13 protein-coding genes, 1 tRNA gene and 1 pseudogene are annotated in these 13,020 nt (G+C 49.9%); 5 read left to right on the top strand and 10 right to left on the bottom strand.

All coding sequences use genetic code 11. The annotated features are described in order from the left end of the window. The first annotated feature begins 321 nt into the window (after nucleotides 1-321). From ACQRAX_RS07910 to ACQRAX_RS07900, 3 genes are all read left to right on the top strand, one after another. Nucleotides 322-642: a DUF3077 domain-containing protein gene (locus ACQRAX_RS07910; protein ID WP_412038928.1), complete on the top strand. Its 321-nt coding sequence runs from the start codon at nucleotides 322-324 to the stop codon at nucleotides 640-642. A gap of 29 nt (nucleotides 643-671) precedes the next feature. Further along, nucleotides 672-902: a type II toxin-antitoxin system RelB/DinJ family antitoxin gene (locus ACQRAX_RS07905; protein WP_412038929.1), complete on the top strand. Its 231-nt coding sequence runs from the start codon at nucleotides 672-674 to the stop codon at nucleotides 900-902. A gap of 308 nt (nucleotides 903-1,210) precedes the next feature. After that, a complete protein-coding gene (locus tag ACQRAX_RS07900; protein WP_412038930.1) occupies nucleotides 1,211-1,582 on the top strand; it encodes a hypothetical protein in 372 nt (123 codons plus the stop codon). A gap of 266 nt (nucleotides 1,583-1,848) precedes the next feature. Here the strand turns inward: ACQRAX_RS07900 and ACQRAX_RS07895 are convergent, their stop codons facing one another. The 9 genes and pseudogenes from ACQRAX_RS07895 to ACQRAX_RS07855 all read right to left on the bottom strand — a co-directional run bounded on the left by ACQRAX_RS07895 (nucleotide 1,849) and on the right by ACQRAX_RS07855 (nucleotide 10,397). Next, a complete protein-coding gene (locus ACQRAX_RS07895; RefSeq protein WP_412038931.1) occupies nucleotides 1,849-4,023 on the bottom strand; it encodes a DEAD/DEAH box helicase in 2,175 nt (724 codons plus the stop codon). Further along, a complete protein-coding gene (locus ACQRAX_RS07890; RefSeq protein ID WP_412038932.1) occupies nucleotides 4,020-5,474 on the bottom strand; it encodes a Hachiman antiphage defense system protein HamA in 1,455 nt (484 codons plus the stop codon). The genes ACQRAX_RS07895 and ACQRAX_RS07890 overlap by 4 nt, the downstream gene beginning before the upstream one ends. Next, nucleotides 5,471-6,595 (bottom strand): ComEC/Rec2 family competence protein, encoded by a 1,125-nt coding sequence (locus ACQRAX_RS07885; protein WP_412038933.1) that lies wholly within the window; start codon nucleotides 6,593-6,595, stop codon nucleotides 5,471-5,473. The genes ACQRAX_RS07890 and ACQRAX_RS07885 overlap by 4 nt, the downstream gene beginning before the upstream one ends. A gap of 392 nt (nucleotides 6,596-6,987) precedes the next feature. Further along, nucleotides 6,988-7,365: a hypothetical protein gene (locus ACQRAX_RS07880; protein WP_412038934.1), complete on the bottom strand. Its 378-nt coding sequence runs from the start codon at nucleotides 7,363-7,365 to the stop codon at nucleotides 6,988-6,990. Between the two features lie 279 nt (nucleotides 7,366-7,644). Then, nucleotides 7,645-8,941: pseudogene (locus ACQRAX_RS07875) on the bottom strand (tyrosine-type recombinase/integrase); the annotation flags it as partial. A 162-nt stretch (nucleotides 8,942-9,103) separates the two neighbouring features. Then, nucleotides 9,104-9,179, bottom strand: a tRNA-Thr gene (locus ACQRAX_RS07870). Nucleotides 9,180-9,276: 97 nt separating this feature from the next. After that, on the bottom strand, nucleotides 9,277-9,519 hold the full coding sequence (locus ACQRAX_RS07865) for a hypothetical protein (protein WP_412038935.1): 243 nt from the start codon (nucleotides 9,517-9,519) through the stop codon (nucleotides 9,277-9,279). A gap of 83 nt (nucleotides 9,520-9,602) precedes the next feature. Beyond that, the gene (locus ACQRAX_RS07860; protein ID WP_010221299.1) at nucleotides 9,603-9,809 is read right to left on the bottom strand and encodes a helix-turn-helix domain-containing protein; all 207 of its coding nucleotides are present in this window, start codon (nucleotides 9,807-9,809) and stop codon (nucleotides 9,603-9,605) included. A gap of 9 nt (nucleotides 9,810-9,818) precedes the next feature. Further along, complete coding sequence (locus ACQRAX_RS07855) at nucleotides 9,819-10,397, bottom strand: hypothetical protein (RefSeq protein ID WP_412038936.1); 579 nt, start codon at nucleotides 10,395-10,397, stop codon at nucleotides 9,819-9,821. Nucleotides 10,398-10,852: 455 nt separating this feature from the next. Between ACQRAX_RS07855 and ACQRAX_RS07850 the strand changes: the two genes are divergently transcribed. Beyond that, entirely contained in the window at nucleotides 10,853-11,212 is a 360-nt protein-coding gene (locus ACQRAX_RS07850) for a multidrug/spermidine efflux SMR transporter subunit MdtJ (protein ID WP_101293395.1), read from the top strand. After that, the gene (gene mdtI, locus ACQRAX_RS07845) at nucleotides 11,206-11,535 is read left to right on the top strand and encodes a multidrug/spermidine efflux SMR transporter subunit MdtI (protein WP_412038937.1); all 330 of its coding nucleotides are present in this window, start codon (nucleotides 11,206-11,208) and stop codon (nucleotides 11,533-11,535) included. The genes ACQRAX_RS07850 and mdtI overlap by 7 nt, the downstream gene beginning before the upstream one ends. Nucleotides 11,536-11,763: 228 nt before the next feature. Here mdtI and ACQRAX_RS07840 read toward each other — a convergent pair whose 3' ends face one another. Beyond that, nucleotides 11,764-12,984: a methyltransferase gene (locus ACQRAX_RS07840; RefSeq protein WP_412038938.1), complete on the bottom strand. Its 1,221-nt coding sequence runs from the start codon at nucleotides 12,982-12,984 to the stop codon at nucleotides 11,764-11,766. Nucleotides 12,985-13,020: the final 36 nt, after the last annotated feature.

Below are 13,020 nucleotides of genomic sequence, written 5' to 3'. Positions count from 1 at the left end.
TGGGGTTAGGGATTACAAGGTTCGATACAGCTGGCGCTGCATGTCAACTTGCCTGACAACCCGATGAACGTTAGGCTTCACCGGTCGCTGCAAAATCAGCGATCGGGTTTGGTCGCCCGTTTCAACGATAGACGCTACAGCGTCCTACAACGAATACTTACGTTTGCTCGTCGGTATCTTCGTTCTATGGCAGCTGTGCGCGGGAGGCATTCGTGCCTGCCGGGTTTGTCTATTGTCCTGGTCGACCAACCTGCGTACAGCTGCCACCCAACTTGTTTGGTCGCAAGCGGTGACGGCTCCACCACAATAGAGACGTTCACAATGACAAAAATAGTTCCCGATCCCCCGCAATCCCTGCTCGGCAAGACTGCCACAACCACCTTTGGCTGCTGCGATGCCGGACACCCGCCTTTGTTCACCGTACGCGATGGCATTGAAGCTGAAGACGCGTTGGTGCATGTCTCGCTGTTGCTACAGGGCATCTACGACACCGCTCAACAAGCGTGTGAGCACATTCCTGGGCTGCCCAAGAAAGGCTTGCTCTGGTCCACCTTGCACTCAGCTGAGATGGCCAAGGGTTTGGTCGATGCCGTGCTGGACGGGATTGATAGTGAGGCGTTGCGGCGTAAAGGGCTCGAATAGTTCGCTTCGAGTGAGTCGACGATGCGAGGTTGGGATTTACTCGCTCAGGGGCTGCTTGGCAGCCCCGTCGTCTTGATTGGTTTGGTGTTACGCCTTCCGAGCTGTTGCGCCAAGCGCTGCAATACGCAGCGAAGCGCGGTCAGTTGCCGTTCAAGCCGATATTGATGACTGAAGATGATGAGGCCCTGCTTGCCACGGTGCGCGAACGTCTTGCTGCGCCTCAGCGGGTAAAGGTTTCGCTGGATGACCTAGAGTCTTGAATTTGATGCGCGGGTACATTAATGAATGTAGCGTCGCTGGGCATACTGAAAAGTTTTACTATTACTCAAGCACTTCAAGCAAACTAACTCAGAATTCTGATGTATTCCTATGCTAAATTTGTCCGTAAGAATAATTGCCCAGTCTTGGGGCTTAATGCGAAACAGGATGTAGGGTGGGGAATCTATCCGTTCGGCTCAGAATGTTCCAGTTACTATGACAAAGGCGAGGGCTATTATAGAGCTCGTTGAATTCAATTATATATCAGGATACATGCTTACTGCCTTTTCAATAACGTGGAGCTTTTGTAATGCGCGGATATATGGAATTGATAGGTTTTATGAAAGATTTGGGTGACGGGATTCTAGATTATTTACCTGAAGCTCAAAGAGCTGGACAGCTCAGCGTCGAAGAGATACTCGATCAGTGGATGGTGAAAAAAACGTATTGCGCTGCCCTTTCGCTAAGGAAGGATGTAATCGCTTATATAAAGCTTCAACGGTCTGGTGATTTGTCAGTTGATGAGATGCTGTCATGGTACGACCTTTGCTTCATTCCTGAAAGATTTGGTGTTGAAGAACATGTTTTTTTTAACGGCCTCCTTGATTTAATTGACTTTCATGTTGAGGAAAAGAGAAAAGCTATTTTTGTTAAGTGTTTTGGTTGGATTGGTTACAGATGAAGATTTGGGTGTGTGCTGAGGGGGCTTACGGCTTCTGTGGTGATTAAGGCGGTGACAAAAGCTACGGAAAAAAGGCCTGCCTTTCGGTGAGGCTCATTTTTATTGCGGCACCAGGAGTCGACGTATGCATTAATAAATTGATTTTTCTTAAGTTTCGCCGAAGTTTTCCGATCTCTATCCCTAAAAGTATCCCTAAAAAGCGAGCATGATTTTGGGCATCCTCGAGAGATAGTTGAAGCGGCTTAGATTTGAGTTGGCCGAAGTTGTTAAACGTAAGTGATGGCTCGCTCTAAAAGCTTTCTCTCGAATCCTTCGAAAGAATCAATTATCCTATTTTTATTTCGTCTGATGTATTCTAATAAAATGTCCACGGTAGTATCGTCAGTTGCGCCTGAAAGCTCATAAATTCCATTTGCAAGATAAGTAGGGATGCCGAATTCTTCAAGCGCAGCGATCGGCGGTGGAAGATACAAGGATTCTAGGCTAAGTGCAAAAACTGTATAATCACCGCAGGGGTAGTTGAATCGTTTGAATATGGTGCGCTGAATGTCACTTATAGCCAAAATTATTTTTGGCAGATTGTAGCCAATTAAGTTCCTCTTAAAATCAAAAACGCTTTGTACTGCGTCATCAATCTCGTAATCTTCCGAGCGTGAGGACCAGAAGTCATATTCGCTTTGGATTAACTCTTTATCTTCAGTTTTGTTAATTATGTTTAATGTTCGGTAGAAAAGCTGGTTGCTGGTTTTGACGCACCTCCCACCCATTTTCGAAACGCCGAAGTAACTGAACATTATTTCGCAAAGGTGCCTTAGTTGATACTTGTTTGGATGTTTTCCAGACCATGTCATTAAGGTATTCCATGGTTTAAATTTTTCCATAAGGGCTTCAGCGAATTTTATCATTCGCTCTGGAGGTACGCCAATATGCTTATTTAATAAGCTGATTGGAATATACTGCTGTGTAGTGTAGTTTGAAAGCGATGAGCGCTTCTCTGGAGACAATTCATCAATTATGCTAAGAAGCATTGAGGCAGATGCGTTGTTATCTTGTGTGACGATCGGAACATCAATGAAAGGAAGCTCAGCTGTTGGCTTTCTCCCAATTACATGGATATTTCCAACGAAGTGCTCGAACATACGGCCGCTACGGCCGCTAATGTTGTTAAATGTGAAAGAATCTAATTGGGTTGCTCCTCGGATGCAATCATCGTAGATTATCACGTTCCTTGCATTTGTGTTGACACCTTCAATCAAGGTTGAAGTGCAAACCAGTATGTTGATGAGCTTGTCGTTAAAGGCTTCTACAATATAGCTGGAAACAACTCGAGGCAGTCTTCCATGGTGGCAAGCGATACCATATTCAATTGCCCGCGGCATCGACCAGTCATTGTGATAGATTTCTCGTAACCAGGAAGAAAATGAATTTTCTAGCTTTTTTATTTTTATAAAATCATATGACATGATTTTTTTAACTAGAGATGCGGCACGTTTTGGTGTTTTGCAAAAAATTAAAGTTTGCTCATCAGGCTTTAGGTTACTCAAGATCTTTTTAAGATGTTCGTCTCTATCTATATCTTTTTCAGGATCTGTGCCATAGTGCCTGATTTCGTAACCGTACTCATTGGCGGCTACTGTTTTGTAGCTATCATATCTGACGAATACGCAGTTTAACTTTTCTTCAATGCCATCTGCTAAACCATTTATATTAGGGCCAAGCATATAGAAGCGCTTGCAAATTTTAAATAGCTTGTGAAAAGCTAGGTTCAGCCGATCGCTTCTATAATCTGCAGAGTTTCGGGGTGCAAGTTTATAAAACTCATCAATTATAAAAAAGTCAACTTTTTCTAGGTTTCTACACTCAAGAACCCTTTCTTGTGTATAAATGTATAGGTTTCGCTCTGATGGCTTTTGTGAAGATTGCGTGATGATTTTATAATGGTTTTTGTATTTGCTAAACTTTTTACGGAGTTCGTCCATTAGGGCAATGGTTGGGACGATAATGACTAGGTTTGAATATTCGCCAGAGCTTATTAGTGCATCAATAACCAAGCTTTTCCCAAAGCTTGTTGGTGCGCTTAGAACAATGTTCTCTCCGCTTATTATTCTGTAATAAATTTCGGCTTGTTTAAGGTGGAACGTGATGTCTTCAGATATAGGAGATTTGAATAGCTCAAGCCGAAACTTATCCTTTGTTGTCGTAGAGGCTTGGTCGATATACGGGAAAAGCCCAAGTTCCGATATAAGTACGTTAAGTAATCCATTCAGTGAGTGGAACTCGTCGCGCCGTTCTAGGCATCGCAACGTAAGATCTTGGATGAGGAAGTGGTCTGTTTGATTTGAGTTGTATATCTGTATCAATCTAAGAAATAGATGTTGCCAGTCGCTAAACAACGGATTGTCGATGTGTGCGCGAAGCTCAGAGTAAAACGCCTTGTTCATGAGTTGAACTCCGTGGCAAATTTTTCGTGCAGTTGTTGTACGTTATCAACAGGGAATAAGAAAACACGTAGGTCGATTAGAGGCACGATTTGAGAACTGTATGCAGCTACAACTCTTTTTCTGCAATCATCTATATCGCATTGGAATGATTCAAGAAATTTAGAAGGATGGTACTCGTTAATGGTTTCAGAGTTGCTGCACAGAAACATTGGAATGATTATTTTATCAAATTTTTCGGATAGACTAAGGTTTGGCATTGAAAGCTTCTCTAGTTTGGCTAATTGGGGCCAGGTTGGATCTAAAGCAGCCAAAATAAAAACCAGTCTATCTCTTATGCCGCCTGCACGAATTAGCGAGTCGACACGGCGGATAGCTTCCTTTACTGCGTTCTCTAAGCTATCTTCCATTGCGGAGATGCCAAGCCATAGCTCAACTTTTGCCCTGTTAATAACAATGTGGGAGCAAGAGAATATAGCTTCTCCGTCGATAGTAGTAGTGTTGGATATAATGGGGATTGTCTTGTGGTTCTGGCGTATTGCAATGTGCAGCAGTAAATCTGCAAGCGCAGCGGGGTCTTCAATATTGAAGTTGCGGCGGGCACTTTGGATTCGTTTAAAGCTGTGCCTACTTAGGGCACTTTTTTCCTTAGGTGTGAGAGCGTAGTCTTCCACCCAGTTTAGAGCCTGGTCAATCAGGTTTTCCGTACGCCATTCGCCAAGATCAAAGCCAATATCTAGTCCTTTAATGTTGGGTGCGGCTAGAGAACAGTCTATTGAAATTTTGAACGGACTTTCTGGATGAGGGATACCATCGTATGAAATTTCTTCACTGTCGATAATTTGAATGCCATTATCATCAATGTAGTCCTTTACCGACTGCTTTTGAAATAGGGAGTGAAATGAAATGGCTTGCAGTCCAGATCCTACAGTTTGGAGTGCTAAAAAACCGATGGCGTACTTTTTAAAGAATACTGGCCCGCCAGAAAGGCCGCTAGCTTGCGCGATCTCTGCTGGCTTCCCAAACTCAAAATCGTATTTATAAGTGCTGGAAAAGTCGAAAATATTAGAGATTGTACTTTTTATGGGGAAGTGCAACCGACTTTTTTCTGCTGAATAGCCGATTGTTCTAATTTCATCGCCAAGTTCACTTTCGTAGTGGCCAAGCTCAATCGTGCAATTGGTTTTAAATGTTGAGGAGGATAGAATCGCGAAGTCGGATTCGGAATCAAAAAAAACGCATTCAATTGAATAGGAATGCCCTGAATGATATGCGTCTCGATTTCGAAAAATCTTTAAAGAAAACGCTTCATCCAGTACGTGGTAAGCAGTAAAAAAAAGTGACTCTGATACAGCGAAGCAAGTGCCAGTTGCAATCGCTGAGTCTTGGTCGTTATAAGATTCAAGTATGAAGACGTTGTCAAGCTTGAAGTCATCCGAAAGTTCTTTGCTCAAAGTTCTATTTCCTCAACATCTTGATGTAGGCTGATATTGCCCTCCCAGTTTTCCAGGTTCATCAGGAATGAATTGGTCAAGTGTTGTACTTTATAATTTAAAATAATTTTGGCTGAGCGGTTCGGCGCGTACTTTAATATCCTGGCTATTGTTTCTAGATCTGGGTGTGAGGATTTTTTTCCATTAGTAGATATGAGGTAGTAAGGTGTGTTTATTCTTTTGATTAGATCGATGTCGAAGTTATTTTTGCTTCCATGGTGCGGGAGCTTGATTGCATCAACGTCCAAGATGGAAAATGAATTTTCATTCAGCCAAGAATTAATGGTCGCGGCATCGGAGTCACCAAGCATTAATATGCTTTTGGATCCTGCCTTGAGCAAAAAAGATATGCTACTTTTGTTTGGCAGGGAGTCGTCATCTTTGAAGGGGCGACTAGCTAGATAATCTATGTCTTCATTGTTGCTGGAAATGGTCTGGTCGGACTTAGTAGGTTGATCGATGGAGCTAAGATAGTTTTCAAAAGCAGAGCTGTAATTTTTATCGATAATGCGTCTTTTAATTCCTCTTGATTTTAATAGTGCGAGCCAGTTGTCTCTCAGTCCATCTAAGTTTTCTTTTGTTGGTCCTATAAAGTTTAGTTTGAACTCGCCCACTGTCATGATGTTTTGTAGAGGTTGCCTCGTGACGGCTTTGCCACTGAACTCTAAATTTACGTTAACGCATTTGCTTTGGAGAATGAAGGACAGTGAGGTCCCTTCCGAATATCCTATTTGATTGTCTTCATTAAATAATACAGTAGAAGCAGAAATTGCCGCGAGTTCTATAGCGTCATTTCTAGTGCCTGGATCGGGGGAGGGATTTACAATAACTTGATTCGCACCATTAAAGTAAATCTTTTCAACTTTGTTTGAGTGTTCTGATGTGAGGAGTTTTATTGCGCCGCCAACATGATCGTTGTCAATGTGGGTGACGAAGAGAGCGTCTAGCTTGTCAATTTGTTGTATTGATTTTGACCATTCGCCGAAAGATTTTGCCGTACCACCATCTACTAAGATTTTGGTTGTGTTACCTACGATTAGAATCGAGTCGCCGTAACCGGCCTTCTGCATCAAAATCTTCATGGCATGCCATCCCTAGGCCAAAGCATGGGGGGATAATGCCAAATTGCTATTAGAATTAATAGACATGATGAGATCCGTCCAGCCCGCTTCCGGTCGTTGGAGATTATCAATGTCATTTTTTTTCAGAAAATCTTCGAAACGTTCCCCACGTCATCCCGCCAAGAATGCTGAGTGTTATCAGGGATCGAGGCCCCTGCGGCCTGTGGGGTTGTCCTTTCACGCGGGACTGGCGGCTCCTTACGACCAAGAGCAAGGGCATCTCATGATCTGGCCTCCTGAGCACCGTTACCGGTGGGCGGGTGGAGGCTGCATTGGCTGACGAGACCAGTGCCGCGAGATCCTGAGTCGGGTGAACGCAGAAATGCGATGACCGGGGCATGCCTGACTGTCAGTCAGGTGCAGCCCATTCCTTGGTCTGCGGCACCATCATCTACATCGCTGTTGCTGGTGACATTGGCTTTTGTCACGCCAATTGTCACGAGGGGAATAGCCGCTGAGCCATACGCGATAAGGGCTGCAGCAGTGTCAGGAGCGCCCGTCTCTTTCCAGTGAAAGAGACGGGCGCAGGTTGGCGCACGCGAAATGGCCAAGCGGATAGGTTGCTGCTGAGCAGATGGGTAGGGTGGTTGCCGCAGGGGCAACGATATTGAGTTGGCATCCATCACATGGGTAGTGACCGTACGAGCTGCCGGACGCGAATCGTACTTGCGGATGAACCACCGCGGAAGCGGCGTGACCTTTAAGGTTCGGGTCACCTGGGGTGCTGTCATCGACAGCTCTTGCGACTCCCGGTCTACGCCTGTGGACGATATTCGTCAAGCAGCGCGATATCAGGGAGTTAGCGCCTGTGGATAAAACTATCCCCCGGTGGACATCAGTGGTTTTCCACAGACTTACGCTGCGCCAGCAGTTTTTTCTTAGGTATGGTCCTTTCAAACGGGTCGGCTTTTCCGCCCCGTTTGAATGGACCCGCGCGGAGGAGCTTCATGCGGTGCTGTGGGTAACTTCACAGCGAGTTTGAGGTGGTGGTGCGGCGGGTTCTCGGTCCTCTTGGCACTGCGAAGGCGCGTGACGTTCTCGCCCGTCTGCCTGGCAAACTCATGCGGCGTCACATGGTCCTCGCGGTTTGCCTCCAGAAACCGGCTCCACCAGGTCATGATCATCCGCCGCTCTTCGAGGAACTCGGCCTTGTGGGTATAGGCGGCCCGCACGTTGTTGCGCTCCTTGTGGCTCATCTGTCGCTCGATAGCCGTCTCTGACCACAGCCCGGACTCGACCAGCGCACTGCACGCCATGGCTCGGAATCCGTGGCCGCAGATATCCACCTTGGTGTCGTAGCCCATCGTCCTGAGCGCGGCATTCACCGTGTTCTCGGACATCGGTTTCCACGGTTTGGCATCTCCCGCGAACACCAGGTCGAACTTGCCGGTGATCGCGTGGATCTGCTCAAGCAAGGCCACTGCCTGCGGCGATAAGGGTACAACGTGAATGTCTCCGGCCATTTTCGTACCCTTGTGGAGAACGGTACGCCGTCGAGCGCCGGGCGAGTGTCGGGGATCTCCCAGATGCCGCGATTGAGGTCGAACTCATTCCAGCGGGCGAAACGCAGCTCACTGGAGCGTACGAACACGTGCAGCGACAGCATCACGGTAAGGCGTGTGAGTGGACGACCTTTGTAGTCGTCGATGCGTGCTTGCAGCTCTGGCAGCCGCGATAAGGGTAGTGCGGGGCGATGTGTAACCCGTGGTGCTCTGATCGAGCCATCGAGGTCGTGAGCCGGGTTCGCCGTGATCAGTCGCAGCCGTTTGGCTTCACGCATGATGCTTTGCAGGTAGCTCTTGATCCTGAGCGCCACGTCGATGGTGCCGCGCTTCGTCACGGCTTCCAGTGGCTGCATGAGGTCGTGGGTGTCCAGCTCGACGATTGCCCTGGCACCGAGCAAAGGGAATACGTGTGTCTTCAACCGGCTGAGCACAGTCTTGGCGTGGCCCGGTGCCCACTTAGGCACCATCCCAGTATACCAATCGAGCGCAACGCTTTCGAAGGTACGACCATTGATTACGGCTTGCACCTTGGCCTGCTGCTTGGATTGGATGGGGTCAATGCCGTTGGCGAGCTGCTGTGTGAGCTCGAAGCGCTTATGGCGAGCGTCAGCCAGCCCGACCATCGGGTAATTACCGAGTGAGGTCAGACCCTCGCTACCATCGGGCTTTACGTACCTGAGCCGCCAGCCTTTACGACCGTTAGCAGGTAAAGACCATCGCCGTCAAAAAGCTTGTACTCACGTTCGCGAGCCTTTGCAGTGCGGCAGGCGTTGTTGGTAAGGGGAGCCGTTGTGCGAGCCATAAGGGTACTTTCCAATATCGAATTGGTAGGTATCCTTAAAACTACCCTTATTAGCGCTGGCTACCCTCGGAATCCGACGGAACGCCAAAACGAAAAAACCCGCCAGAAGGCGGGTTTTTCGGGGGTTCCAGAGATTTTGAAAACCTTCTCTGGAACCTTATATGGTGCCGGCACCAGGAATCGAACCCGGGACCTACTGATTACAAGTCAGTTGCTCTACCATCTGAGCTATACCGGCACAGGGTCGCCATTATAGCGATCAGTTTGCGTCTGTAAACTACTTCTGCAAGATTCCTTGCAAAGCCTTTATTCAACAGGCCTCACGAGCCATTTTCTTACCAGCCGCGATGCAATGTCGTGGCGTCGGGTTCGCTTTGGGTTGGGTCGAAAAGCATTGGCTTGTGCTCGTGGCAGCCGCGCTTGTTGCAGTGCGTGGCAGGCTGAGCAGGTAGGCCGTTATCGCCCAGCACTTGCATCTGTGGCATATCCCAGTCAGATGTTGGGGAGTAGCTCGTGCCGCTGCAGCCAGCCAGGGTGAGGATGACGGTGAGTAAGGCGAGGGAGTGAAGGTTGTTCACGGTGAATTCCGTTTTCTAAAGGTTCGGTCTTTGTTGAGGATGCGCGGGCTAGTGCGCCAATAGCAGCGCAGCACGGCGCTTGATCATTCCTCGCTGAACTCCAGCAAATCACCTGGCTGGCAGTTCAACGCGCGACAGAGCTTCTCGAGGGTTTCCATTTTGAAACCCTTGATCTTGCCGTTTTTCAGCAACGACAGGTTTGCTTCCGTAATCCCGATAATTTCGGCCAGATCTTTGGAGCGGATCTTGTTTTTGGCCATGACCACGTCGAGGCGGATGATTATCGGCATAGGGGGAAGCTAGACATAACAGTTGTGTTCATCACTGATGGTTTTGGCGTCGCGCATGAGGAGTGAAAAGGCGCAGAGCAATATCCCTTTCATGATCTCGTAAACCGCCACGGATGATACACCGATCCATAGGCTGAAGCTTCTTTCCCCGGCAGGCAGGTCGATGGCCAAAGCCAGGCCCTGTAGGGTGCTGATCATGGGCCAGATCAACGGTGTGCAGATGCACAGCAGGCCAACCCACCAGAGCAACTTGATGTTCGGCACGGTCCAGGTCTGGCCCTTGGACAAACGCAGAAAGAACAGGCCTGTGAGGGCCAGCGCAAGCACTGACAGGCTGGTCGGGATCAGCTCTAAAGCCACTAGCAGGCTCAGGGCCAAAGTCGAGGGCTGAAAGTCCGGTGCCAGCAATAGAGGCATTTCTTCGCCGTAGCTTTGCAGGTAGGCGCTTTGCATTTGGGCCTTGTCGAATACCCATAGCAGCACGGTGCCGCCAAATTCGACGACGGCAGTGATCCAAGTGAGGAGGGCGGCGAATGCGCCAATCACTCGAAGGCGCGAGCGCGCATAGGCCACTGTTTTACTGTTCATTGATTGCCTCCGTTCGGATTGAGCGGCGGGCATTATTTTCTATTAATTATCGCGTGGCAATAATTAATTGTTGTTTTATTGAAGGTGCGGCGTTTTGACCCGCATTCGCCGTTGCCCAGTGACGGGCAAGACGGTATCTACGTCGTGATGGATAATATAATTTACGAACCTTTCTGCAGCCTTTAAGGGCTTTCACCTTAGTACGCACTGAAAGACGTGAAATTTAATTAGTCATTTTCTATCGATTTGACTTTTATGATGCCTTGAGCTAATTTGTTGTTCATTATGTTGAACACTAAAGCGTTTCTGCTCTCCACCTCTCGTTTGGTCTCTCGTGAAAATCACTGGACCGGCGGTCTGTAGCGCCTCCCCCGACAATCAGCTTTTTTCTCTGTTTTTGTCTGTAGCCGTTGCCGTTTTCGTGCCCGGTTTTGTGTCGCCCGTGGGAGGGCATCATGCGTTCCTGGATCTATCTGTTTATCGCCATCACCGCTGAGGTGATCGGTACGGCGTCGATGAAATTCGCCGCCACTCATTCTCCATTGCTCGGTCATGGCTTGATGTACGCCATGATCGGTCTGTCGTACTTCTTCCTCGCGCTGGCAGTAAAGCGTGTGCCGGTAGGCGTGGCCTACGCGCTGTGGGAAGGCATTGGTATCGTGCTGATCACCCTGATCAGTGTCACCTGGTTGGGTGAAAGCCTGGGGCTGCTCAAGGCTGCCGGCCTGGGTGTGATGATCGCCGGTATTCTGCTGATCAAGGCCGGCACTCGCCCAGCACCTGCCGAGCGCAACATGGAGGCCTTGCCATGCTAAGCATGAACTGGATTCCATTTGCCTGGCTGGGCCTGGCCATTGTGCTGGAAGTCATCGCTAACCTGCTGCTCAAGTACTCCGATGGATTTCGCAAGCGTGGCCTGGGGATCGTTTCGATTCTCTGTGTGCTGGCGGCCTTTACCGCACTAGCCCAGGCTGTTCGCGATATCGAACTGTCGTTGGCCTATGCCATCTGGGGCGGCTTCGGCATCCTTGCAACGGTGGCCATGGGTTGGGCATTGTTTGGTCAGCGTCTGGCCGGGCGTGGCTGGTTGGGCCTGGTGCTTTTGCTGGTAGGCATGAGCCTGTTGAAACTGGCTTGATTTGCCTGCTTAGAACATTTTGCTGAAAAGCTTATGCACAAGCTCCGTGCCAGCTTCCCAGCGCGTCCATCGGGCTAACCCCAGCCGTTGGTCTTTGCGCAAATGGCTGTTTTTGCTGGTGGAGCAAAAAATCATCAATCGCTGAAAGCGCTTGGATCCAAGGTTTTTGAGGGCTTTTTCAAAAGGTTTCCCACAGACTTATCCACAGCCTGCGCACGCACCAGCAAGTCACGACCGCTCGGCCAGCAGCATGAGGTTGCGTGGCGTCAGCGGTTGCTGACAAAACACCCCTAGCTGTACCCGGTAGCCTTGCTCTTGCAGGTACAAGGCGCGATCCAGCACCAGCCACAACTCCAGCGGGCGCCGGAACAGGTTACGCAGCAGCTCCAGGTTGCGCACCTGGGCCAGCCGTTGCCAGCCTGCGGCCTGCAACGCGTCCCAGTCGGGAGACTGGTCAATCTGCAGACCCTTGAGGGTAGCCAGTTCCCGACAGTAGTCGGCAAACGGCTTGTGCAGCCAGCTGACCGGCAGTGACGGTGTGGGCAAATAGTCATCCTTGCCGCGCAAATTACGCTGTAGCAGATCGAAGCCAAGGCGTCTGGCCATCGACTCGTCACGCTGGCGACGAATCCGCGCACCTGCGGTGACGGTTTCACTGAGCGGCAGCCCTAGATCGTCAATGGACAACTGCAAGTCAGAGGCGATGGCGGCTGTGGATAACGGTTGATACTGCGCTGTCTGAATGCGGTTGTAGCAGCAGGGGGCGATGGCCAGCTGGCGGCAGCCCTGACGGCTGGCCAATTGCATCAAGCGCACATGCAGGTCGCCGCAGGCATGCAGGGCCACCGCTGTATGGTCGTTACCTAGGTGCCGGCCGGCGTCTTCGGCCAGTACGTCCTGCAGCAGGTGCTCAGCGCTCAGGTCATGGTGTTGGCTGAGGGCATGGCCTGCTTCGACCAATGCCTGGTCATATTCCAGGCAAGTCAGCGTTTGTCTGTCGGCTTGTAGCAGGCGCCGGCCCAGGTGGCCTTTGCCCGAGCACCAGTCGAGCCAGTGTCGCGGCTGTTGGGCAAAACCCAGGTGACGGGCGAATGCCTCGATCTGCTGCCACTTGCGCCCAGGCACATCAACATTCAGACGCTGACTCGCCAGCGGCAGCTCGATTGTGGATAACTCACCAATCTCGCACAGCTGACTGGCCAGCGTCGCCAGTTGTGGAAAAGGCGCGGGCGCCGGCAGCCGCTCGGGTTGGTTGTGGGCTGCTTCCGCCTCGCTCAACGAGCGTTGCCGCAACCAAGTAGCCAACGCCTCGTGCTCTGCCTCCCAGGGCAGAAGCAGTTGGGTGAAGGGGCGTGGTCGCCAGAGTGCCTGGTGCTCGCGCAGAAAGCCGTCCAGAGCCTGGAAGCGGCTCAGCAACTGGTTATCTTCGAGTGGGCGGGAAGTGGTCATGGGCAGATACAAAAACGGGGCTGTGATTAGCCCCGT

Source organism: Pseudomonas sp. UM16 (genome assembly GCF_050312595.1).
Classification (GTDB): Bacteria; Pseudomonadota; Gammaproteobacteria; order Pseudomonadales; family Pseudomonadaceae; genus Aquipseudomonas.
The sequence above is the reverse complement of the archived record's forward strand: the minus strand, read 5'-3'. Positions and strand labels throughout refer to the sequence as shown.

What these genes read in the sequence shown, in the direction of transcription:
- ACQRAX_RS07910 (WP_412038928.1), top strand. Translation starts at nt 322, where the DNA reads ATGACAAAAATAGTTCCCGATCCCCCGCAATCCCTGCTCGGCAAGACT.
- ACQRAX_RS07900 (WP_412038930.1), top strand. Translation starts at nt 1,211, where the DNA reads ATGCGCGGATATATGGAATTGATAGGTTTTATGAAAGATTTGGGTGAC.
- ACQRAX_RS07895 (WP_412038931.1), bottom strand. Translation starts at nt 4,023, where the DNA reads ATGAACAAGGCGTTTTACTCTGAGCTTCGCGCACACATCGACAATCCG.
- ACQRAX_RS07885 (WP_412038933.1), bottom strand. Translation starts at nt 6,595, where the DNA reads ATGAAGATTTTGATGCAGAAGGCCGGTTACGGCGACTCGATTCTAATC.
- ACQRAX_RS07880 (WP_412038934.1), bottom strand. Translation starts at nt 7,365, where the DNA reads ATGACAGCACCCCAGGTGACCCGAACCTTAAAGGTCACGCCGCTTCCG.
- ACQRAX_RS07860 (WP_010221299.1), bottom strand. Translation starts at nt 9,809, where the DNA reads ATGCCGATAATCATCCGCCTCGACGTGGTCATGGCCAAAAACAAGATC.
- ACQRAX_RS07855 (WP_412038936.1), bottom strand. Translation starts at nt 10,397, where the DNA reads ATGAACAGTAAAACAGTGGCCTATGCGCGCTCGCGCCTTCGAGTGATT.
- ACQRAX_RS07850 (WP_101293395.1), top strand. Translation starts at nt 10,853, where the DNA reads ATGCGTTCCTGGATCTATCTGTTTATCGCCATCACCGCTGAGGTGATC.
- mdtI (WP_412038937.1), top strand. Translation starts at nt 11,206, where the DNA reads ATGCTAAGCATGAACTGGATTCCATTTGCCTGGCTGGGCCTGGCCATT.
- ACQRAX_RS07840 (WP_412038938.1), bottom strand. Translation starts at nt 12,984, where the DNA reads ATGACCACTTCCCGCCCACTCGAAGATAACCAGTTGCTGAGCCGCTTC.